The organism is Phaeobacter cretensis (assembly GCF_047372505.1).
GTDB classification, from domain to species: Bacteria; Pseudomonadota; Alphaproteobacteria; order Rhodobacterales; family Rhodobacteraceae; genus Phaeobacter; species Phaeobacter cretensis.
Genome location: NZ_JBKBEU010000001.1, coordinates 1,978,853 through 2,001,482, shown reverse-complemented (window position 1 = coordinate 2,001,482; position 22,630 = coordinate 1,978,853). Strand labels below are relative to the sequence as shown.

20 protein-coding genes are annotated in these 22,630 nt (G+C 54.4%); 12 read left to right on the top strand and 8 right to left on the bottom strand.

All coding sequences use genetic code 11. The annotated features are described in order from the left end of the window. Nucleotides 1-1,164, bottom strand: a complete 1,164-nt coding sequence (gene dnaJ / locus ACEWZM_RS09560) for a molecular chaperone DnaJ (protein ID WP_414006207.1) — start codon at nt 1,162-1,164, stop codon at nt 1-3. Nucleotides 1,165-1,240: 76 nt separating this feature from the next. After that, the gene (dnaK, locus tag ACEWZM_RS09555; RefSeq protein WP_414006206.1) at nt 1,241-3,160 is read right to left on the bottom strand and encodes a molecular chaperone DnaK; all 1,920 of its coding nucleotides are present in this window, start codon (nt 3,158-3,160) and stop codon (nt 1,241-1,243) included. Between the two features lie 211 nt (nt 3,161-3,371). Here dnaK and ACEWZM_RS09550 point away from each other — a divergent pair, with 211 nt between their 5' ends. Continuing rightward, entirely contained in the window at nt 3,372-3,974 is a 603-nt protein-coding gene (locus ACEWZM_RS09550; protein ID WP_414007993.1) for an alpha-ketoglutarate-dependent dioxygenase AlkB family protein, read from the top strand. A gap of 21 nt (nt 3,975-3,995) precedes the next feature. On the opposite strand, the gene ACEWZM_RS09545 is transcribed toward ACEWZM_RS09550, so the two are convergent. Beyond that, a complete protein-coding gene (locus ACEWZM_RS09545; protein WP_414006205.1) occupies nt 3,996-4,817 on the bottom strand; it encodes an ABC transporter permease in 822 nt (273 codons plus the stop codon). Nucleotides 4,818-4,950: 133 nt separating this feature from the next. On the opposite strand from ACEWZM_RS09545, the gene cysQ reads away from it, so the two are divergent. From cysQ to ACEWZM_RS09520, 5 genes are all read left to right on the top strand, one after another. Then, entirely contained in the window at nt 4,951-5,748 is a 798-nt protein-coding gene (cysQ, locus tag ACEWZM_RS09540; protein ID WP_414006204.1) for a 3'(2'),5'-bisphosphate nucleotidase CysQ, read from the top strand. Then, the gene (locus ACEWZM_RS09535) at nt 5,748-6,548 is read left to right on the top strand and encodes a 3-deoxy-manno-octulosonate cytidylyltransferase (protein ID WP_414006203.1); all 801 of its coding nucleotides are present in this window, start codon (nt 5,748-5,750) and stop codon (nt 6,546-6,548) included. Before cysQ ends, ACEWZM_RS09535 begins: the two co-directional genes overlap by 1 nt. A 186-nt stretch (nt 6,549-6,734) precedes the next feature. Next, nucleotides 6,735-7,628, top strand: a complete 894-nt coding sequence (galU, locus tag ACEWZM_RS09530; RefSeq protein WP_414006202.1) for a UTP--glucose-1-phosphate uridylyltransferase GalU — start codon at nt 6,735-6,737, stop codon at nt 7,626-7,628. 93 nt (nt 7,629-7,721) lie between these two features. Continuing rightward, nucleotides 7,722-8,705: a UDP-glucose 4-epimerase GalE gene (galE, locus tag ACEWZM_RS09525; protein WP_414006201.1), complete on the top strand. Its 984-nt coding sequence runs from the start codon at nt 7,722-7,724 to the stop codon at nt 8,703-8,705. 1 nt (nt 8,706) lies between these two features. Continuing rightward, a complete protein-coding gene (locus ACEWZM_RS09520; protein ID WP_414006200.1) occupies nt 8,707-9,768 on the top strand; it encodes a glycosyltransferase family 2 protein in 1,062 nt (353 codons plus the stop codon). Between the two features lie 8 nt (nt 9,769-9,776). Here ACEWZM_RS09520 and ACEWZM_RS09515 read toward each other — a convergent pair whose 3' ends face one another. The 4 genes from ACEWZM_RS09515 to ACEWZM_RS09500 form a co-directional block, all read right to left on the bottom strand. After that, nucleotides 9,777-10,592, bottom strand: coding sequence for an ABC transporter permease (locus ACEWZM_RS09515; protein ID WP_414006199.1), 816 nt, complete (start codon nt 10,590-10,592; stop codon nt 9,777-9,779). Then, nucleotides 10,589-11,470: an ABC transporter permease subunit gene (locus ACEWZM_RS09510; RefSeq protein ID WP_414006198.1), complete on the bottom strand. Its 882-nt coding sequence runs from the start codon at nt 11,468-11,470 to the stop codon at nt 10,589-10,591. The genes ACEWZM_RS09515 and ACEWZM_RS09510 overlap by 4 nt, the downstream gene beginning before the upstream one ends. Next, on the bottom strand, nt 11,470-12,597 hold the full coding sequence (locus ACEWZM_RS09505; protein WP_414006197.1) for an ABC transporter ATP-binding protein: 1,128 nt from the start codon (nt 12,595-12,597) through the stop codon (nt 11,470-11,472). Before ACEWZM_RS09505 ends, ACEWZM_RS09510 begins: the two co-directional genes overlap by 1 nt. Nucleotides 12,598-12,706: 109 nt before the next feature. After that, nucleotides 12,707-13,792: a polyamine ABC transporter substrate-binding protein gene (locus ACEWZM_RS09500; RefSeq protein WP_414006196.1), complete on the bottom strand. Its 1,086-nt coding sequence runs from the start codon at nt 13,790-13,792 to the stop codon at nt 12,707-12,709. Nucleotides 13,793-13,933: 141 nt separating this feature from the next. Here ACEWZM_RS09500 and ACEWZM_RS09495 point away from each other — a divergent pair, with 141 nt between their 5' ends. The 6 genes from ACEWZM_RS09495 (at nt 13,934) to ACEWZM_RS09470 (ending at nt 21,270) form a co-directional block, all read left to right on the top strand. After that, nucleotides 13,934-14,620, top strand: coding sequence for a GntR family transcriptional regulator (locus ACEWZM_RS09495; protein ID WP_414006195.1), 687 nt, complete (start codon nt 13,934-13,936; stop codon nt 14,618-14,620). A gap of 65 nt (nt 14,621-14,685) precedes the next feature. Further along, nucleotides 14,686-16,080 (top strand): aspartate aminotransferase family protein, encoded by a 1,395-nt coding sequence (locus ACEWZM_RS09490; RefSeq protein ID WP_414006194.1) that lies wholly within the window; start codon nt 14,686-14,688, stop codon nt 16,078-16,080. 351 nt (nt 16,081-16,431) lie between these two features. Then, entirely contained in the window at nt 16,432-17,532 is a 1,101-nt protein-coding gene (locus ACEWZM_RS09485) for an ABC transporter ATP-binding protein (RefSeq protein WP_414006193.1), read from the top strand. 87 nt (nt 17,533-17,619) lie between these two features. Next, nucleotides 17,620-18,726: an extracellular solute-binding protein gene (locus tag ACEWZM_RS09480; protein ID WP_414006192.1), complete on the top strand. Its 1,107-nt coding sequence runs from the start codon at nt 17,620-17,622 to the stop codon at nt 18,724-18,726. Between the two features lie 91 nt (nt 18,727-18,817). Continuing rightward, nucleotides 18,818-20,089, top strand: coding sequence for an ABC transporter permease (locus tag ACEWZM_RS09475; RefSeq protein WP_414006191.1), 1,272 nt, complete (start codon nt 18,818-18,820; stop codon nt 20,087-20,089). A gap of 5 nt (nt 20,090-20,094) precedes the next feature. Continuing rightward, on the top strand, nt 20,095-21,270 hold the full coding sequence (locus ACEWZM_RS09470) for an ABC transporter permease (RefSeq protein ID WP_414006190.1): 1,176 nt from the start codon (nt 20,095-20,097) through the stop codon (nt 21,268-21,270). A gap of 78 nt (nt 21,271-21,348) precedes the next feature. On the opposite strand, the gene ACEWZM_RS09465 is transcribed toward ACEWZM_RS09470, so the two are convergent. Continuing rightward, the gene (locus ACEWZM_RS09465; protein ID WP_414006189.1) at nt 21,349-22,524 is read right to left on the bottom strand and encodes an acetyl-CoA C-acyltransferase family protein; all 1,176 of its coding nucleotides are present in this window, start codon (nt 22,522-22,524) and stop codon (nt 21,349-21,351) included. Nucleotides 22,525-22,630 lie beyond the last annotated feature (106 nt).

Genomic DNA, 22,630 nt, shown 5'->3' with positions numbered 1-22,630 from the left:
TTACCCTTTCATACCGTCCCAAAAGCTCTTCACCGAGGAAAAGAAGCTGCGGGATTCTGGGTTGGTGTTATCCTCGGACAAATCCTCAAACTCCCGTAGCAATTCCTTTTGTCGCGACGTGAGGTTGACCGGTGTTTCCACTGCCAATTCGATGAACATGTCGCCAGTGGGACCACCGCGCAGGGTCGGCATGCCTTTGCTGCGCAGGCGCATCTGGCGGCCGGACTGGCTGCCCTCAGGGATCTGCACGCGGCCCCGGCCACCATCGATGGTTGGAACCTCAATCGCGCCACCCAAGGCGGCCTTAGCAAGCGAAACCGGTACACGGCAGTACAGATTGTTGCCGTCACGTTCAAACAAGTCGTGGGCGGCAACCTCTACGAAAATATAGAGATCACCCGGAGGACCGCCGCGCATACCGGCCTCACCTTCGCCAGCCAGGCGAATACGGGTGCCGGTTTCAACGCCTGCAGGGATGTTCACCGATAGTGAGCGATCTTTCTCAACACGGCCGTGACCCTGGCAGACTCTACACGGATTCTTGATAATTTGGCCGAGGCCGGAACAGGTGGGGCAGGTACGCTCCACGGTAAAGAAACCCTGTTGCGCACGTACTTTTCCCATGCCGGAGCAGGTTGGACAGGTGGTTGGCTCTACACCGCCTTCAGCGCCGGTTCCGTCGCAGGCACTACAGGCCACGGCGGTCGGCACATTGATCGTCTTGTGCATCCCGGCAAAGGCATCCTCAAGTGAGATGCGCAGATTGTAGCGTAGATCGGATCCACGTGCGGCACGTTGCCGACCACCACCTGCGGCACCACGGCCGCCCATAAAGTCACCGAACAGATCATCAAAGACGTCGGAGAAGGCCGAGGAGAAGTCACCGCCGCCAAAACCCTGACCAGCTTGAGCACCGCGTTGACCGCCGCCCATGCCGTTTTCAAAAGCCGCATGACCATAGCGGTCGTAGGCGGCTTTTTTTTCTGGGTCTTTTAGAACATCATAGGCCTCGTTAGCCTCTTTGAACTGACCTTCGGATTCAGGATTATCCTTGTTCCGATCAGGGTGAAGTTCTTTAGCCTTCTTGCGAAAGCCTTTCTTGATTTCATCAGCGGTGGCCTCTTTGGACACCCCGAGAATGTCATAGTAATCTCGTTTGGACATCGGAATACCCTTCTTGCCGCAACGAAAGCGGGCCGGCCCGGAGTTCGGACCGGCCCGCTTTGGCCAAAATCAGACCTTAACGCTTGTTGTCGTCCAGATCTTCGAATTCGGCATCGACAATATCGTCATCACCGGGGGCAGACGCTTCGTCAGCGGCCGTAGGTTCGTCCCCAGCCTCTTCCTGGCTTGATTTGTAGATCGCCTCACCGAGCTTCATTGCCGCTTCGGTAACGTTCTGCACGCCGGATTTGATCTTATCAGCGGCGGATTTCTCGTTCTCGAGATCATCCTTGAGTGCGGCGATGGCCAGTTCGATCGCTTCGATTGTCGTCGGATCTACCTTGTCTGCATGCTCTTCCATCGATTTCTCGGTGGAATGAATGAGGCTCTCAGCCTGGTTCTTGGCTTCGATCAGCTCGCGACGCTCTTTGTCTGCCTCGGCGTTATCCTCGGCATCCTTGACCATCTTTTCGATGTCATCATCGGACAGACCGCCAGAGGCCTGAATGGTGATGTTCTGCTCTTTGCCAGTCGCCTTATCCTTAGCGCCAACCGACACAATCCCGTTGGCATCGATATCAAAGGTCACTTCGATCTGCGGCATGCCGCGGGGCGAAGGTGGGATGTCTTCCAGATTAAATTGGCCAAGCATCTTGTTGTCAGCGGCCATTTCACGCTCACCCTGGAACACGCGAATGGTCACGGCGTTCTGATTATCCTCGGCGGTGGAGAACACTTGGCTCTTCTTTGTCGGGATGGTGGTGTTGCGGTCGATCAGACGGGTGAACACGCCACCAAGGGTCTCGATACCCAGGGACAGCGGAGTCACATCGAGCAGAACAACGTCTTTCACGTCACCCTGAAGAACGCCCGCCTGAATTGCAGCGCCCATCGCTACAACCTCATCCGGGTTCACGCCCTTGTGGGGTTCTTTACCAAAGAATTTGGTGACTTCTTCAATGACCTTTGGCATGCGGGTCATGCCGCCGACCAGAACCACTTCGTCCACATCGGATGCGGACAGGCCTGCGTCTTTCAATGCAGCAGCGCAAGGCTTCATTGAGGCTTTGATCAGATCGCCAACCAGGCTTTCAAGCTTGGCACGCGTCAGCTTCATAACCATGTGAAGCGGCTGGCCGGAGGACGGGTCCATCGAGATGAACGGCTGGTTGATTTCGGTCTGGCTGGAAGAGGACAGTTCAATCTTGGCTTTTTCCGCAGCTTCTTTCAGACGCTGCAGGGCCATCTTGTCCTTTGTCAGATCAACGCCATGCTCTTTCTTAAACTGCTCGGCGAGGTAGTTAACGATGCGCATGTCAAAGTCTTCACCACCGAGGAACGTATCACCGTTGGTGGATTTCACCTCAAACAGACCGTCGTCGATTTCCAGGATGGTCACATCGAACGTACCGCCACCAAGGTCATAGACAGCAATGGTTTGGGTTTCTTCTTTGTCGAGGCCGTATGCCAGAGCCGCCGCTGTCGGCTCGTTGATAATGCGCAGCACTTCGAGGCCAGCGATTTTGCCGGCGTCTTTGGTGGCCTGACGCTGAGCGTCGTTGAAATACGCAGGCACGGTGATGACAGCCTGTGTCACCTCGTCACCAAGATAGGATTCGGCGGTCTCTTTCATCTTGCCCAAGATGAATGCCGAGATCTGCGAAGGAGAGTATTTCTCATCCTTGGCTTCAACCCATGCGTCGCCATTGCCACCGTTGATTACGGCGAACGGCAGGTTCTTTTTGTCTTTCGCCAGATCGCTGTCGTCAAATCGACGACCAATCAGGCGCTTTACACCGAATACGGTGTTGTCCGGGTTGGTCACCGCCTGACGCTTGGCTGGCTGACCTACCAGACGCTCATCGTCGGTGAAGGCTACGATCGACGGGGTGGTACGTGCGCCCTCAGCGTTTTCGATAACGCGAGGCTGCGAGCCGTCCATGATAGCCACACAGGAGTTGGTGGTCCCGAGGTCGATTCCTATAACTTTGCTCATGTTCGATCCCTTTTACTTTCTAAGGCGATTACCCGAGGTCTGAACCCATTTTGGCATTCCGGCCCCGATTCAGTTGCGGTTTGGTCTGCACCTCACCGCTTCCCGGCGTATATAGGGAGCGTAAATGCCCCCTGCAACCGCCAGATCGCGTCCTGTTTCGCGAATTACTGCGGTTTTTGGCAGGGGAATGGTTAAGAACGGGCTAACAGCGATGATGAAGTTGCGGGTGCGAGGGTTTGAGCTGACAAAACCCCTGTTGGATATAGAAGGGCAGCAGCGGCTTATTGATTGTTTGCGTCCCGTTTTGCGTGCTGCTCCGCTGTTTTCACCGGAAGTCCCAGGTGGCGGGCAGATGTCAGTACGCATGACGTCGGCAGGGGTGTTTGGCTGGGTCAGTGATCGCGATGGATATCGCTATGAGGAACAGCATCCCAATGGTCGCCGCTGGCCGAAGATTCCAGCTGAAATTCTGGATATCTGGAAGGCCACCACCGGATTGGAACGGCAACCTGATTGCTGCCTGATAAATTACTACGGTGAGGGTGCCCGTATGGGGCTGCATCAGGACAAAGACGAGGAGGATTTTTCTTACCCGGTTGTGTCGATGTCATTGGGGGATGACGGGCTGCTGCGGATTGGTAATCAAACACGGGGTGGCAAGACAGAGACCATCTGGTTGAACTCAGGTGATGTTGTTGTAATGGGAGGAGCGGCGCGGCTCACATATCACGGCGTCGACCGCATCCGGTTCAAATCATCACGCCTTCTCCCCAAGGGCGGGCGGATAAATCTTACACTGCGTGTGGTAACTTGAGCGTCGATCGTACTCGTCGGTCTACCGCTTTGCACCCCAGCTGATAGAGGCGCGTCGACGGGTATAGAACTCTCCCATGAGGCCGATCATAATCAGGACTAGCGCCACCCAGCATGCATATTGCCAGTTGCTGAAATGGGGATTGTAGTTGATGAACACAAACCCGCGTGCCTGATCAATACAGTGGAATAGCGGATTCCAGTCGAACATGGACAGCATGAAGCTGGGCAGTGTGTTGGCCAGGAACATCTTGCCCGACGCGATCATATTGGCCCTCTGGTAGATAGTGGAAAAGATTCCCACCGTTCCAGGAGACCATGGTTTCATCACCAGTAGAATGAGGCCGACCGCAGCGCCAGTGATCCAGGATAGCAACACCATGCCGAAGGCTGCGATGGGTTCTTCAATCTCAATCGGGGTGAAAGCCACATGATAGACGAACAGGATGATGAACATCGACAAGACTTGAATATACAGTGATCCAAGTGCGGCCGATAGGATGGCGACGATGGTGTTCATCGGGGCATGTTGCATCATCGGGCTACTTGGCCCTTCTGCGCCGGATACCGCGGCAACGGCCTTGGTGTGGGTCAGAAACAGAAATACCCCTGACATCACATATAGAAGAAAGTCGCCGCGAATAGCTGCGCCGCGCAGCCCCAGCAAAGAGAACATCACATAGAAAACGACCACAAAGAGGACGGCCTGCATCAAGTTGGTCGCAAGCGCCACAAAGGCGTTATTGTGCTTTGAGCGAACACTGCGCGCAACAGAGTGAAACACAACCTCACCCATAGCGATGAGGCTGCTTAGACGAGACCTTTTATGGCGTTGCTCGAACATGGCGTTGCTTGGCTGACCTGCTCTAGGTGAAACTCTGCTTATCGTTACCACGGAAATCTTGCTGTTCCGTTTCACCACGATCATAAGGGGGGTAATTGCCGTAATCAACCAAACCCGATCGTGGAGAGCGTTTGTGACATATGATGACCTTATTCCGGTAATCCGCCGTTTGGCGATTGAGGCCGGAGAGAAGATCATGGAGATCTACAATTCGGACGAGTTCGATGTGAAGGTAAAGTCAGACGAGAGCCCGGTGACCGCTGCAGATGAAGCTGCAGATGCGTTGATTTCTGCAGGGCTTCGTTCGGCTTTCCCAGACGTTATGCTGGTTACCGAAGAGCAGGCAGAATCACATAGCAAGACCGGCGACACATTCCTGATCGTTGATCCGCTCGACGGGACCAAGGAATTCATCAACCGGCGCGGTGATTTTACCGTCAATATCGCCTTTGTAGAAAAGGGTATCCCAACACGCGGTGTGGTCTACGCCCCGGCCCGGTCACGGATGTTCTTTACGTTGGCAGATGGTTCAGCAGTCGAGGAAACCGGCGCATTTGATCCAGCCAATATGGGTGAAATTCAGCCGATCCGCGTCGCTGAAAGTGACAATGACGCACTCATGGTGGTTGCCTCCAAATCGCACCGCGATCAGGCAACCGATGACTACATCAACAAATATGCGGTGAAGGACAGCAAGAGCGCAGGGTCATCACTGAAGTTCTGTCTTGTCGCAACTGGGGAAGCAGACCTTTATCCGCGTGTCGGGCGGACCATGGAGTGGGACACTGCCGCGGGACACGCAGTTCTGGGCGGTGCCGGTGGCAAAGTGGTGCGTTTCGATGATCATTCCCCTCTCACATATGGCAAAGACGGCTATGCTAACCCCTTCTTTATTGCCTATGCACCGGGTGTGGAGTTGAAAAAACACTGATGTCTGTGCTGATTGTCATTCCCGCACGCTATGCGTCAACGCGCTATCCTGGCAAACCACTTGTCGCGCTGACGGGTGCCAGTGGAGAGAGCCAGACGTTGATTGAGCGTTCTTGGCGCGCTGCCATGGCGGTCAACGGCGTGGACCGTGTGGTTGTAGCGACCGATGATAGCCGAATTCGCGACGCTGCCGAAGGCTTCGGTGCTGAGGTGGTTATGACGTCCGAGAGCTGTGGCAATGGGACCGAGCGCTGTGCAGAGGCGTTGGCCAATCTTGGTGGCGGCTACGAAATCGTCGTGAACCTGCAAGGGGACGCGCCACTGACTCCGCATTGGTTTGTCGAGGATTTGATCACTGGTCTGCGCGGTACCCCGGACAAAGGGCTGGCGACACCTGTTCTGCGCTGTGACGGAGCGACGTTGAACAGCTTGCATGCTGATCGTAAAGCTGGCCGGGTCGGGGGCACCACTTCGGTGTTCGGGGCTGACCACAACGCGCTCTACTTCTCCAAAGAAGTCGTGCCTTTTACTTCTGAAACCTACGAGTCGGATCAGGAAACCCCTGTGTTCCACCATGTCGGTGTCTATGCCTATCGCCCAGATGCGCTGACGGACTATCCGACCTGGCCGATTGGGCCGCTGGAAACTCTTGAAGGGTTAGAGCAACTGCGGTTTCTGGAGAACGGACGCAAGATCCTCTGTGTGGAGGTTGAAGCCCGTGGTCGTGAGTTCTGGGAGCTGAACAACCCCGAAGACGTGCCATTGATTGAGGCAATGATGCAGAAGATGGGTCACAAATAAGCCTGAATTGTTGATAAAATGAAACATCTTAAGGGAGGTCGTGAGCGAGACGTGACTGGGGGTATATTTTCTGAATTGCCTGCGGAATACTCAAACAGGCCTTTCAGGGCAGGTTTCGTCACCGGAACGGCCACCACCGCTAAACCGCATCAGAACGGTTTGAGAAATAGATAATGAGAGTGCGATATGCGTAAAAAAGTAACGAAGGCGATTTTTCCCGTGGCTGGGCTAGGAACGCGGTTCTTGCCGGCGACCAAATCTGTTCCCAAAGAGATCATGACGCTGGTTGACCGTCCGCTGGTACAATATGCGATCGATGAAGCCCGCGAAGCTGGTATCAAAGAGTTCATATTTGTCACCTCGCGCGGTAAGGGCGCGCTGGAGGATTACTTTGATCACTCGCCAATGTTGGAGCAAGAACTACGCCGCAAAGGCAAGGATGAGCTGCTGGATACTCTGAAAGCGACCAATATGGAGTCCGGAGCGATTGCCTATATTCGGCAGCATCAGGCTCTTGGTTTGGGGCATGCGGTCTGGTGCGCGCGTCGTCTGATTGCCAATGAACCCTTCGCGGTCATCCTGCCTGATGACGTCATCGCAGCTGAAACGCCTTGCCTAAAGCAGATGGTGGAAGCTTATGAAGAAACTGGCGGTAATATGGTCGCTGCGATGGAGGTTCCGCCGGAACAAGCGTCTTCCTACGGTGTGCTGGACGTGCGCGACGATATGGGCTCGGTAGTGTCGGTGAACGGTATGGTCGAAAAACCCAAAGCCGATGAAGCCCCGTCAAATCTAGCCGTGATCGGCCGCTATATTCTGGCGCCTTCTGTTTTGCGCAATCTCAACAAAAAGAAACAAGGCGCGGGTGGTGAAATCCAGCTGACAGATGCCATCGCGGAAGATATCGCCGCTGATGTGCCCGTATATGGCTATCGCTTCCGTGGTCAGCGGTTTGATTGTGGATCGAAAGCAGGATTCTTGCAGGCCACTGTAGCCTTTGCTTTGGCTCGCGAAGAGCTCCGCGATGATCTGATGTGCTACATAAACGAAATCGCGCAGGTCGATAAGGCTGCGCAGTAACCTTCTGTTCCTCTTGTTGAAAAGAGAACAGCTACATATGGACCTAAGGTGGCCGGACAATATTGTCCGGCCTTTTGATCAGGAAGACGCAGTTTGACATATATTCTGGTGACTGGTGGCGCGGGCTATATCGGTTCACATGCCTGCAAAGCGCTACGCGCGGCCGGGTATACGCCTGTGACCTACGATAATCTGATAACAGGCTGGCAGGACGCGGTTAAATTCGGTCCCTTTGAAAGGGGCGATTTATCCGATCGTGCCCGGCTGGACGAGGTGTTTGCCAAATATAAGCCCGTAGCGGTGATGCATTTTGCAGCGTTGAGCCAGGTTGGCGAGGCCATGAGTGAACCAGGGCGCTATTGGACCAACAATGTGGGCGGATCTCTCACGCTGATCGAAGCTGCAGTGGCGGCCAATTGCCTTGATTTTGTGTTTTCTTCGACCTGCGCGACTTATGGTGAACATGACAATGTGGTGTTGGACGAAAACACACCGCAACTGCCGCTTAATGCCTATGGTGCATCTAAACGCGCGGTAGAGGATGTCCTGCGCGATTTCGAAAACTCGCATGGGCTGCGGTCGGTGATTTTCCGTTACTTCAACGTCGCCGGCGCTGATCCTGAGTCTGAGATCGGAGAATTCCATAGGCCCGAAACCCACTTGGTGCCTCTGGTACTGGATGCACTTGATGGCAAGCGTGATGCGTTGACGATCTTTGGCACCGACTACGATACGCCTGATGGAACTTGTGTTCGCGACTATGTGCACGTCTGTGATCTGGTTGATGCGCATGTCTTGGGCCTGGCATGGCTGCAAGACGGCAAAGGTAGCCAAGTGTTCAATCTGGGCACGGGCACCGGGTTTTCCGTGCGTGAGGTGATGGACAAGGCCGAAGCCGCAACTGGAAAACCGGTACCTCATTCTATTGGCCCTCGGCGAGCAGGGGATTGCACCAAGCTGGTATCCGGCTCAGTAAAGGCTGCAACCATATTGGGGTGGGAGCCGAAGCGATCAGACCTTGAGACGATGATTGCAGACGCCTGGGGCTGGCACAAAGTCGGCGCCTACGAGCACTAGGATGTTGGGGTCAGATCTGGCTCCGATATCTCTGCCGCTGCCAGAGATTTCGTTGACAGCGGCCTATCGGCTTCGATGGCAGCGGAGGCGACTGCTTTGGCGCTCATTTCGGGCGCGCCATCAACTCAATGTGGTGGCGGATCGCACGGTAGATTTGCAGGACGATGCGTTGATTGCGATAACCGTGCTGCGCAATGAGGCCACGCGCCTTCCCTTTTTTCTGAATTTTTACCGCGACCTGGGCGTTGATCATTTTCTTATGGTCGATAACGGCAGCGATGATGGCGGATCTGAATATCTATCCTCCCAAAGGGATGTTTCGATTTGGCGTACGGAGGCCAGCTATCGCGGTTCTCGGTTTGGGTTAGACTGGGCAACTTGGTTGCAAATCCGCTTTGGGCATCAGAGGTGGTGCCTGAGCGTCGATGCGGACGAACTGTTGGTTTTTGGCGGAGATACGAAACACGGGTTGCGTGGTTTGACCAATTGGTTGGATCGTCAGGATCTCGCTGGTTTTGGTGCCTTGATGATTGATTTATTCCCTGGTGGGGCTTTGGACACGGTGGCCTATTTACCCGGCGACGATCCCCGCCGCGCTCTGCCGTGGTTTGATTGTGGCCCGTATCGCAAGACCCGCCAGGCTCCGAGGGGTAACCTATGGGTCCAGGGCGGCACCCGGGAGCGGGTGTTTTTTGAAAATGAACCTCAGCGGGCACCAACTCTGAACAAACTGCCACTTATCAAATGGAATCGCCGGTACGCCTATACAAATTCAACGCATGCGATTTTGCCGCGGCAACTTAATGTGCTCTATGATGGTCCCGGTGGCTGTATGCCATCTGGCGCACTGTTGCACAGTAAGTTCTTGCCGGAAATAATGACGAAATCGCAGGTCGAAAAACAGCGTGGGCAGCATTTCAACGCGCCGCAACAATTCGACAGCTACTATGACCATTTAGCCGTCGGGCCTGATTTGTGGCACAGCCAGGCTCTGCGTTATGAGGGGCCTGAGCAGTTGGAGGCCTTGTGCCTCGCCCGCGCCCCAGACTGGGACGCAGGCTGATCTGTCTTTCAGTTGCGCTCGGCGTTTTGTTCGTCACGACGCTGCCGTACCAGTTGTCGTTTGGTGACCAGAGATGCTGTCACGACGCCGACAGTCACGATAGCGATCATTATGGTTGAGAGCGCGTTGATCTCTGGACTGACCCCTAATCGTACAGCTGAGAAGATCTTGATCGGGAGCGTTGTCGCTGCGGGTCCGGAGGTGAAAGACGCGATCACCAGATCGTCCAGCGACAAGGTGAAGGCCAGCAGCCAGCCTGAAATCACCGCAGGGGCAATGATTGGCAGAGTTACCAAGCGGAACGCTTCGGCTGCCGAACATCCGAGATCGAGTGCAGCTTCTTCCAGTGATCGATCAAATGTCACTAGTCGTGATGAGACGACAACCGAAACATAGCACATTGAGAAGGTTGTGTGCGCCAGTACGATGGTAAGGACACCGCGATCGAGGCCGATACCGATGAACAAGAGCAGCAGTGAAAGGCCGGTGATCACTTCTGGCATCACCAGTGGTGCGTAGATCATTCCGGAAAAAAGCGTGCGTCCAAGGAACCGCCCACCGCGCACCAGAACATACGCTGCTATGGTTCCCAGAACCGTCGCGATGGTTGAGGACATCACAGCCACTTTCACAGTGACCCAGGCGGCATTCAAAAACGCCTCGTTCTGCAACAATTCTCCATACCATTTGACGGAGAAGCCTGCCCAGACCGTGACCAGCTTGCTTTCGTTGAAGCTGTAGATGATCAGGATCACCATCGGGATATAGAGAAAGGCAAACCCCAACGTCAGAGAAACGGTATTGAACCAGCTCAGGCGAGTCATTGTTCTGCCTCCTGTTGTTTCTGCTGATTGCGCTGAAATAGCACAATTGGCACGATCAAAATCAACAGCAGTACAACTGCGACAGCAGAGGCGACGGGCCAATCACGGTTGGAGAAAAACTCTTCCCACAGGACCTTACCTATCATCAGAGTGTCAGAACCGCCCAGCAAAGACGGGATCACAAATTCGCCCAGCGTAGGAATGAAAACGAGGAAACAACCCGCAATAATCCCGGCGCGTGACAGCGGAATGGTGACCAGCCAGAAGGCTTGCATTCGGGAGCAGCCTAAATCCTCGGCTGCTTCAATGAGCGAACCGTCCAGCCGTTCCAGCGCGGAGTAAATCGGCAGGATCATGAACGGCAGATAGGTGTAAACGATACCGATATAAACTGCAGTATTGGTGTTTAGAATTGTGAGCGGTGTATTGATCAGCCCGGTCCAAATCAGGAGTTGGTTTAGTAATCCTTCATTCGACAAGATACCCATCCAAGCGTAAACGCGGATTAGAAAACTGGTCCAAAACGGTAAAATCACAAGCATCATCAGTGTCGGGCGCCACTCAGCCGGGGCACGGGCCATACCATAGGCCATGGGATAGCCAACCAGGAGCGTCAGTACGGTTGAAACCACCGCAATGCGAAGCGAACTCAGATAGGCCTTCCAGTAGAGGTCATCTTCCGCCAGCCAAGTGAAATTCTCGAAATCAAGATCTGAGAGAAATGCGCCGATCCCGGTGACCCAGTCAAATTGGGGCATGTAGGGCGGCCGCGCGATAGCTGCATCCGAGAGAGAGATTTTGAAAACAATGGCAAAAGGAACAAGAAACAGCGCCAGAAGCCAGGCGTAAGGGATAGCGAACAGGATGAAGCGGCGCATCAGTCGGCCAAGAGAACACCGGCGGTGGCTGTCCATGACAGCCAGACCGGGTCTTCCCAAGTAAAGGCACGACGTGCAATGCGGCGTGTGTTTGCGGCCTGTGCCTTGATCACCGCGCCTGAGGGTAGCTCTACGTGATAGGTAGAGATGTTCCCGAGGTAAGCGATATCCAGAATACGGCCCTGTATTGTATTGTCGGCGTCTGCAGGGCGATCCGTGCTGATGGTGACTTTCTCCGGACGGATAGCCAAATGGCAGGTCTGTGCCTCAGAAAATGAGATCTGACTTTTCACCGTTAGCGGTTCAGCGCCATCTTTCCAGTTGAGCGCGTATTGGCCAGGACCTGTCGGTGTTGCGGTGCCATCGATGATATTCACATCGCCGATGAAATCAGCCACATACAAAGAGTTAGGCGTTTCATAGATGCGGTCCGGTGTCGCAACTTGAACAATCTTGCCATTGTCCATCACCGCCACGCGGGAGGCGACCGTCATTGCCTCTTCCTGATCGTGGGTGACGATAACAAATGTGGTGCCGGTTTTTTCTTGAATGTCCATCAGCTCAAACTGGGTGTCTTGGCGCAGTTTTTTGTCGAGTGCGCCTAGAGGTTCATCCAGCAACAGCAATTTAGGTGCTTTGGCCAGCGATCGGGCCAATGCGACCCGTTGACGTTGCCCGCCAGAGATTTGATGTGGCTTGCGACGCGCAAATTTTTCCAGTCGAGTCAGCCGCAACATTTCCTGCACACGCTCTGCAATGTCGTGCTTGGGCCGGTTTTCACGCTTCAGTCCAAACGCGATATTGTCCCAGACGCTCAGATGCGGGAACAAGGCATAAGATTGGAACATCATGTTCACCAACCGTTTGTTCGGTGCCACCGGTGCGATATCCTGACCGGACAGGAAAATTTTGCCCTCGGTCGGGGTCTCAAACCCTGCCAACATGCGCATCATCGTGGTTTTGCCACAACCCGACGGGCCAAGCAGCGCAAAGAATTCTTTCTCGTATATTCCGAGAGTAAGATGGTCGATTGCGGTAAATTCACCAAAGCGTTTGGTGACATTTTGGAACTGGATCAGGGGCTTTGCCTCAGGATCGTTCCAGGGTTCAAATACAGGAATGGTCACGCTGGTCCCCAAATATCACGCAAGTGGTGGAACGGGCGCGGAACAAGCGCCTGAGTTCCTGAAAAGTGAAACGCGGGGCAGATATCTACCCCGCGTCTATCAGTTTTGATCAGGTTCCGGACTTGATCTTGGTCCACATGCGAGTGGCCTTACGTTGTACTTTCGGCGGATAGGCCTCTTTGATGTAGAGGTTTTTCAGCGTGTCTTCGCTTGGGTAGATCGCGGGATCACCGATCACATCTTCTTCAAGGAACTCCTGGCTCGCCTTGTTGCCATTGGCGTAATAGACGTAGTTCGATGCCGCCGCCATATTCTGGGCTTCCATGATGAAGTTCAGGAACTTATGGGCGCCTTCAGGGTTAGGGGCGTCCACCGGAATCGCCATTTGATCGAACCACATCAGCGCGCCTTCTTTGGGGGCGTTGAACACGATTTCCACACCGTTTTCAGCTTCATCAGCACGGTCACGTGCCTGAAGAATATCGCCGGACCAGCCAAAGGCCACACAGATGTCACCATTCGCCAGAGCGTTGATGTACTCTGAGCTATGGAATTTTTTCACATAAGGTCGGATCGCCGTTAATACCGGCTCAGCCTTCGCGACTACATCCGGGTCCATACTGTTTGGATCTTCGCCAATGTATTTCAGTGCCGCAGGAATCATCTCGTCGGGGGCATCCAGGAAATAGACGCCGCATGTGGACAATTTTTCCATGTTCTCCGGGTTTAGCACCAGTTCGAGCGAGTCGATTGGAGCATCTGCACCCAAAGCCTCTGCGACCTTAGCGGTGTTGGCGCCAATGCCGGTGGTGCCCCACATGTAGTTCACCGAATAGAGATTGTCAGGATCATAGAGTGCGGTGCGGTCTTTGATCGTATCCCACATGTTATCGGCGTTCGACAGCTTGCCCGTGTCCAACTTCTGGAACGCGCCGGCCTGAATCTGACGTGCCAGGAATGACCCGGTGGGGACCACGACGTCGTAGCCAGAACCACCCGCTAGCATCTTGGTTTCCAGCAGTTCGTTGCTGTCGAACACATCGTAGATCAGATTAATGCCTGTTTCGGCTTCGAATTTGGACAACAGCTCTTCGTCGATATAATCGGACCAATTGTAGACGCGAACTTCTTCGGCGACGGCGGCCGCACTGCTCAGCGCCACGATGGCGGTCAGTGTCATCGTCTTAAGTGTCATGAGTATCTCCCTGTGCGTGCCGGTTTCCGTGCCCGGCTGATGAGGATTTGATCAAGTTTTCTCTCATTCGGCAATACTGTTTATGTTTTCACTTGGGAAAACTTGGTGCAAGCTGCACAAAATTTAGGAGGAATTCCGAAGGTGAACCTGAGCAATCCAGACGCGTCATCCAGTAGTGAAACCGCAGCTAAACTGCCGGCCCATGAAACCGTCTATCAGACCCTCCGGGGGCAGATTCTGTTTGGCGATTTAGCGCCCGGACAAGCAGTCACCATTCAGGGATTGGTTGAGTCATTGGGGGCCGGTATGACGCCTGTCCGCGAAGCGATCCGCCGCTTGATCTCAGACGGTGCTTTGGTCTTTCAGGGGAACCGACGGGTGTCTGTTCCAATGCTGCGGAGTAGCGACCTAAGTGAGCTAATTTACGCAAGAAAAACAATAGAATGTCAGCTTGCACGGCTCGCGACCGAACGGGTAACGCCAGCAGATATCGCCGCGCTAGAGGCGATTGATACAGCTCTGGATCAGGCCATCTCTGCTGGAGATGTCGCCGGGTACTTGGTGCAAAACTATCAGTTTCATACGCGACTCTATGCCCATGCCGATGCACCTATCCTTACTGACCTCGCGGATCGGCTCTGGCTGCGGTTCGGCCCGTCGTTGCGTGTGGTCTGTGGACGGTTCGGCACGCAGAGCTTTCCTGATCGTCACAAAGATATACTGGAAGCACTGCATCGAAAGGATGCAGATCTTGCGGCTTTGGCGATGGAACGGGATGTAACACAGGGTATGGAGCAGGTGAGTCAGGGCGTGAATCAGTCTAGCTGATTCGATTGACATAGTGGAATTTGATCATATTCTGGGCGCAATCTCTTCTTTCAGGAGTCTGTCCAATGACTGCGATCACAAATCATCTTCCCACAGCCGAACTACAGGCGCTGGATGCGGCTCATCATATGCACCCGTTCACCGCGAATGGTGAACTGGCCGAAAAAGGCGCTCGGATTATCACCCGTGCCAGCGGCGTTACGCTGACAGATAGTGAGGGCAACAACATTCTGGATGCGATGGCTGGCCTGTGGTGTGTCAACATTGGCTATGGCCGTGATGAGTTGGCAGACGTAGCCGCCCGCCAGATGCGTGAGCTGCCCTATTATAACACCTTCTTCCAGACCACTCATGCGCCAGCGATAGCGCTTGCCGCAAAAATTGCCGAACTGGCGCCCGAAGGACTGAACCATGTGTTCTTTGCCGGGTCGGGATCTGAAGCGAATGACACCAACATTCGCATGGTTCGCCACTATTGGGCGATGAAGGGAAAGCCGACAAAGTCGGTGATCATTAGCAGGAAGAACGGTTATCACGGTTCGTCGGTAGGCAGCGGTAGCCTGGGTGGCATGACGGCAATGCACGAACAGGGTGGCCTGCCGATCCCGGATATTCACCACATCAATCAGCCCAATTGGTGGGCTGAGGGTGGTGATATGGCTGCCGAAGATTTTGGTCATGCCCGTGCTCAGGAGCTGGAACAGGCGATTCTGGAGCTGGGCGAAGACCGTGTAGCAGCCTTTATTGCCGAACCTGTTCAGGGTGCAGGCGGTGTGATTGTGCCTCCTGCTACTTACTGGCCGGAAATCCAGCGAATCTGCGACAAATACGAGATTCTGTTGATCGCAGATGAGGTGATCTGTGGCTTCGGACGCACTGGAAATTGGTTTGGAAGCGAGACCATGGGGATTCGTCCCGACATCATGACAATCGCTAAGGGTCTGTCGTCGGGCTATGCGCCAATTGGTGGGTCTATTGTCAGCGACGAGATCGCTTCGGTAATCGGGTCGGGTGAATTCAACCATGGCTACACCTATTCCGGTCACCCGGTGGCGGCCGCCGTAGCACTGGAAAACCTGCGCATTCTGGAAGAGGAACACATCATCGATAACGTGCGTGAGGTCATTGCGCCGTATCTTAAGGAACAATGGGAAGCGCTGGCTGATCATCCGTTGGTCGGTGAGGCCAAGATTGTGGGCATGATGGGGTCCATAGCACTGAGCCCCAATAAAGCTACCCGCGCCGCCTTCGCTGCAGAGGGTGGGACAGTTGGCTATATTTGCCGTGAACGATGCTTCGCCAATAACCTGGTGATGCGCCACGTTGGCGACCGGATGATAATTTCACCGCCATTGGTCATCACAGTTGAAGAAATCGACACGCTGATCGCGAGGGCCCGGCAGTCGCTAGACGAATGTTATGCCGAACTGAAAAATCAGGATCTGTTGCACAGCGCGTAAAATTCAACACAGCCCATTTTTGTGGCGTCGGTTCTAAGCCAGAACCGACGCCGTTTTTGCATCTGCGAATCCGAACCAGTTTTTCAAATTCGAGTTTGGAAGTGTTTCCGGTAACGTTTGGTGGCATTCAATCACGGCGTGTAAAAATAGAGTTTCCATGTGAAATGCGTGGCAAAAAATGTCGCTTTTCAGCAGTCGTTCGTCGTAATGTGTACCGTAGCAGGAGCGTTCGGCCCTAAGGTGAATTCAAGAGATGATCCGGACGATCCGGTTGCGCACCAACACTCGGGTGTGCTTACATCGCTACAGAAGTGCAGAGCCAATCTGCCGAACCAAACCAGGGAGCCTCAATTGGCTGATGCGTCAAACACGAGCGCGTTCGTTGAATTCGAACGTGTGCAGAAGAGTTATGACGGCGAGAATCTCGTTGTCAAAGATCTGAACCTCACCATGCCGAAAGGCGAATTTTTGACCATGTTGGGTCCGTCAGGTTCAGGCAAAACGACCTGCCTGATGATGTTGGCTGGATTTGAGACAGCAACCCATGGTGATATCCGGCTAGGTGGCGTCTCGATCAACAACATTCCACCCCATAAGCGCGGCATCGGGATGGTGTTCCAGAACTACGCGTTGTTTCCACATATGACCATCGCCGAGAATCTCAGCTTTCCTCTGGAAGTCCGTAATATGGGCAAATCCGAGCGTGAGCAGAAAGTGATGCGCGCGTTGGATATGGTGGAAATGGGCGCCTTTGGTGGCCGTCGTCCGGCGCAATTGTCCGGAGGTCAGCAGCAACGGGTTGCTCTGGCGCGGGCACTGGTATTCGAACCTGAGCTGGTCTTGATGGACGAACCGCTCGGAGCGCTGGACAAGCAGTTGCGCGAGAAGATGCAGTTTGAGATCACACATTTGGCACATCAGCTTGGCATCACTACGGTCTACGTGACGCACGACCAAACCGAGGCGCTGACCATGTCTGACCGCGTAGCGGTGTTTAATGATGGTCGGATCCAGCAGCTGGCGCCGCCAGATGAGCTGTATGAAGAGCCGTCAAACAGCTTCGTGGCCCAGTTTATCGGCGAGAATAATACGCTCGAAGGTACGATCAAAGAGATCAACAACGGCATTGCGCTGGTTCAGCTGGACGATGGTGAGTTGATTGATTGCAAGCCCATCAATGTTTCCAAGCCGGGTGAGCGGACGCGTGTTTCAATCCGCCCCGAGCGCGTTGAATTCAACAAGGATCGGATGCAGGAAGGCGCTCATACGCTCAAGGCAGAGGTTCTGGAGTTCATCTACATGGGCGATATTTTCCGTACCCGTCTGCGGGTTGCCGGAAATGATGAGTTTGTTGTCAAAACCCGGAACGCGCCAGATCAGGTGCGGCTGCAGCCCGGCCAGCAGATCGAAATTGGCTGGCTGCCGGAAGATTGCCGCGCGCTGGACGCCTGACAATCGCATACGTCTGAACTCCCGGCAACGAACGATCGGGAGACAATGATCAATAATAATATAGTTTCAACAAGGAGTAGAGTGTCTATGAAACTCACCAAACTGACTGCATTGGCAGCCACCACAGCGCTATGTGCGCCGATGGCGATGGCAGCCGATATGGCAAATGAAATGACCATCGTGTCCTGGGGCGGTGCCTATCAGGAAAGCCAGCTTAAGGCCTACGTCGTTCCTTATCAGGAAATGCACCCTGAGCTGAAGGTGATCTGGGACGAAAGCTCGGCAGAAGCGACCGCTAAAATGCGCGCTATGACGGAAGCCGGCAATGTGACCTGGGATTTGGTTGACGTTGTTGCATCCGATGCCATGCGCATGTGTGACGAAGGCCTGGCGGCTGAGCTGGATCATGACGCAGTTCTGGCTGCGGCTCCCGATGGCACTGTCGCTAGTGAAGACTTTGGCGAGCTGATCGTAAGCGATTGCTTTGTGCCGCAGATCGTCTATTCGACAACTTTTGGCTACCGCATGGACAAGGTCGGTGACACTCCGCCGAGCACCATCTGCGACATCTTCGATACTGCTAAGTACCCAGGCAAGCGCTCTCTGCAGAAGCGTCCGATCGACAACGTCGAATGGGCTCTTTACTGCGATGGCGTTGCAAAGGACGAAATCTATGATGTCTTGAGCACCGACGAAGGTGTGACGCGGGCACTGAACAAGCTGGACAGCATCAAGGATCAGGTTGTCTGGTGGACCGCTGGTGCGGAAACGCCTCAGCTGCTGGCAGATGGCGAAGTTGTGATGGGTTCGACCTTCAACGGTCGTCTGTTCTCCGCAATTGCAGAGCAGAACCAGCCGATCGATATGCTGTGGGACATGCAGTCGTTTGATCTCGATGGTTGGATTGTTCCTGCTGACCTTCCAGAAGATCGTAAGGCACGTGTGATGGACTTCCTGAAGTTCGCCACAGACACCCAGCGTTTGGCTGATCAGGCTGCCTTCATTTCTTATGGCCCTGCACGCGCTTCCTCGGCACCGCTGGTTGGCAAGCACGCCATCCTAGGCATCGACATGGCGCCGCATATGCCGACAGATCCGGCCAACGCCGTCAACGTGCATGTCTATGACTACGAATGGTGGGCAGACAACCGCGATGATCTGGATGCGAAATTTCAGGCGTGGCTTGCCAAGTAATCTGTTTTGAACAGATCCTGACATCATCGGGAGGGGGCTGTCATACAGCCCCTTCTCCACCAACAAAAAATTCCGACGGGGGCTCCTACTCATGAGCGATACCACCGACACCGGACCGGTCTTGGCCGCCGATGGCACGCCGCTGAAGCGCAGCCTGGCCCGAGCTCTCCGGATGCAGAAAATACGCGCCCTGCTGTTGATCGCGCCGCTTCTGTTATTTGTTCTTCTAACGTTTATTCTCCCGATTGCTGACATGCTGTTCCGCTCGGTTGAGAATAAGATTGTCTCCGACACTTTGCCCAAGACCGTGGTTGCGCTGAACGACTGGGATGCGAACTCGGGTCAGACACCGGACGAGGTGGTCTTTGCGGCGCTTGCCGCCGATCTTCAGGTGGCAGCTCAGGAAAAGACTCACACGCGTGTCGGATCGCGTTTGAACTATGAAAATCCAGGTATTTCATCGCTATTCCGCAAAGCGGGCCGCAAGGTTAAGCGCTGGGATTTGGCTGAAGATGGCCCGTTCAAGGAGAAATTCGTCGATATTGACGAGGATTGGGCCGACCCCGAGGTTTGGCGTACGGTCCAGACTTATGCCGGAGCGTATACCAACGGGTATTTTCTCAACGCAGCGGATTTCCAGAAAGGCGCCGCTGGCGCCGAGTTACGACCCGAGAATGAACGTATCTATGGCACGCTATTCCTGCGTACTCTGATTATGTCGCTGGCCATTACAGTAAGCTGTATCGTGCTTGGCTATCCGGTCGCTTGGATCTTGGCGAACCTGCCGTCCAGATCTGCAAACCTACTGATGATTTTGGTGCTTCTTCCGTTCTGGACGTCGCTTCTCGTGCGGACGTCCGCTTGGAAGGTCATGCTCCAGCAACAAGGTGTTATAAACGACACGTTGGTCTGGCTCGGTCTGGTTGCGGATGATGCGCGACTTGTGATGATCAACAACCAGTTCGGTACGATTGTGGCGATGACACATATTCTGCTGCCGTTCATGATCCTGCCGATGTACTCGGTAATGCAAACGATCAACCCTTCGTACCTGCGTGCAGCCAAGTCGCTCGGCGCCACCAACTGGACCGCTTTCTGGCGGGTGTATTTCCCACAATCGGTTCCGGGTATCGGTGCGGGGTCTATCCTCGTTTTCATTCTGGCGATTGGTTACTACATCACGCCGGAACTGGTGGGTGGCACAAAAGGTGTGTTCATCTCTAACCGGATTGCCTTCCACATTTCGCAATCGCTCAATTGGGGTCTTGCTGCGGCGCTTGGTAGTATTCTGCTGGTGGTCGTGCTCACACTCTACTGGGCCTATGACAAGATTGTCGGCATCGACAACGTGAAACTGGGATAAGACACATGGCTTTGACACCTGTTGAAAACCAAACTCCCGGTTTCGTTGCGCTTGTCGCAGCGGCTGCCGGGGCTTTCTTTGGACTGTTCGTTGGCACTGCTCAAGGGTCTGGCATTTTGGGCGTGCTGATTGGAGCAGCTCTTGTTGGCGGACTGGGCTTTGTACTGGCGGGAATGCGTGATCAGCAGCGGGTAATCCGCTGGGTTCTGGTCGCCGCATTCGCAGTGGCTGGATTTGTGATGGGCGGGTTCCCCGCAGCCGTAATGGGGCTCCTGTTCGGCGCTTTTGTTGGCTGGTTTATCTTCTGGCTCTCGACGTCGCGCTACCGCGTGCATCTGGCTCCTTATCTCACTCCGGGCCAGGTGCTGTGGCATTATACGTTCCGGGTGATCTGCGGGTCGATCTTCGTATTCCTGATTACGCCGATCTTGGTGGTGATGCCACTGTCGTTCAATGCTCAGGATTTCTTCACTTTCACACCGGAGATGCTGCGATTTGATCCCGAAGGCTACTCGCTGAAACACTACCAAGACTTCTTTACCAATGCGGATTGGCAGCAGGCGATGTGGAACTCCATTAAGATCGCGCCGATGGCGACTATCTTATCGGTCGGCTTTGGTACCTTGGCTGCGATTGGTCTGAGCCAACCGCATGTTCCCTTCCGCCGTGCGATCATGGCGATCTTGATTTCGCCGATGATTGTGCCCCTGATTATCTCAGCGGCAGGGATGTATTTCTTTTATAGCCGTATCGGATTGCAGGGCACGTATTTTGGTGTGGTTCTGGCACATGCGGCGTTGGGTATCCCTTTTGTGATTATCACAGTTACCGCAACTCTCGTGGGTTTTGATCGCTCGTTGACCCGTGCAGCCGCGAACATGGGGGCAGGTCCTGTCACCACGTTCTTCCGGGTGCAGATGCCGCTCATCCTGCCCGGTGTTATCTCCGGCGGATTGTTCGCGTTTATCACCTCTTTTGATGAGGTCGTTGTGGTGCTGTTTGTTGGATCAGCTGGCCAGAAAACACTGCCATGGCAGATGTTCATTGGCCTGCGTGAGCAGATTTCGCCCACGATCCTTGCTGTAGCCACGATCCTTGTTGTGGTGTCGATTGGTCTCCTGACAGTGGTTGAAATGCTGCGTCGCCGTTCAGAGCGTCTGCGCGGTATGTCGCCGACCTAAAACTGCCTGCGCATCATGAGAATATGAAAGGCCCCGGTGAGAAATCCGGGGCCTTTTTTCCATTTGTCAAAATCAGTGTCAGAGACGTTCGATTGCCAGTGCAATGCCCTGACCGCCGCCGATGCACATGGTGATCAGGCCTTTGGTGCCCCCGATTCGCTCCAGCTCGTATAGTGTCTTAAGCGTGATGATAGTGCCTGTCGCGCCGACGGGATGGCCTAAGGCGATAGCACCGCCGTTGGGGTTCACCTTGGCTGGCTCTAGCCTTAGTTCCTGATTCACGGCCAGAGCTTGAGCTGCAAAAGCTTCGTTCGATTCGATGACATCAAAGTCGCTGACAGAAAAGCCTGTTTTCTTCAGCAGGTTTTGCACTGCGGGGACTGGGCCAATGCCCATGACCTCAGGGCGGACTCCGGCGTGGGCATATCCCAATATGCGCGCTTTTGGTTTCAGACCAGCTTTATGTGCAGCATCAGCCGTCGCTAGTACAATAGCAGCTGCTCCGTCATTTATGCCGCTTGCATTACCGGCGGTGACGCGCCCGTCTTTTTTGAATACTGGTTTTAGCCCGCCCAGAGACTCCAATGTGCTGGCTTTTGGATGTTCATCCACGTCAAAGGGAACCAAGTCGCGCTTAACTTGGACCTCCACTGCGGTGATCTGACTGGCGAAATGCCCTGCCTCAATTGCAGCGGCGGCACGGGTTTGGCTTGTCACGGCAAACTCGTCCATTTGTTCACGGGTGATAGCGTGTTCGTCAGCCACGTTTTCGGCGGTTACCCCCATGTGACCGGTGCCAAAGGGGCAATTCAATGCGCCCAACATCATGTCCAGTGCACGGGCATCGCCCATTTTCTGACCCCACCGGGCGCTTGGCACGATGAATGGGCTGCGTGACATGTTTTCCGCACCACCGGTAAGCGCGAATTCTGAATCCCCCAGCATCAGGGACTGAATGCCGGATACGATAGCCTGTGCCCCAGACCCACATAGACGGTTCACGTTCATCGCAGGAGTACCATTGGGCACACCGGCCTGCATCGCTGCCACACGGCTGAGATACATATCGCGAGGGTCTGTATTGATCACGTGGCCAAAAACAACATTGCCGATTTGTTCGGGTTCGACGCCAGAACGTTCCATCGCGGCCTTAGACACGATTGTTGCTAGATCGATAGGTGCTGTACCTGCCAGCGCACCACCAAAGGTACCAATGGCTGTACGGGCGCCATCCAGAATCACGATGTCGGTCATTGTCTCTCTCCTTCATGACGTTGGCGGAAGTATGCACTTGCGGCATCACGCTGTCTGCCGGGACGTGTCGTCACCGATGCGTCGCGCGACCGAACTCTGTCGCCGT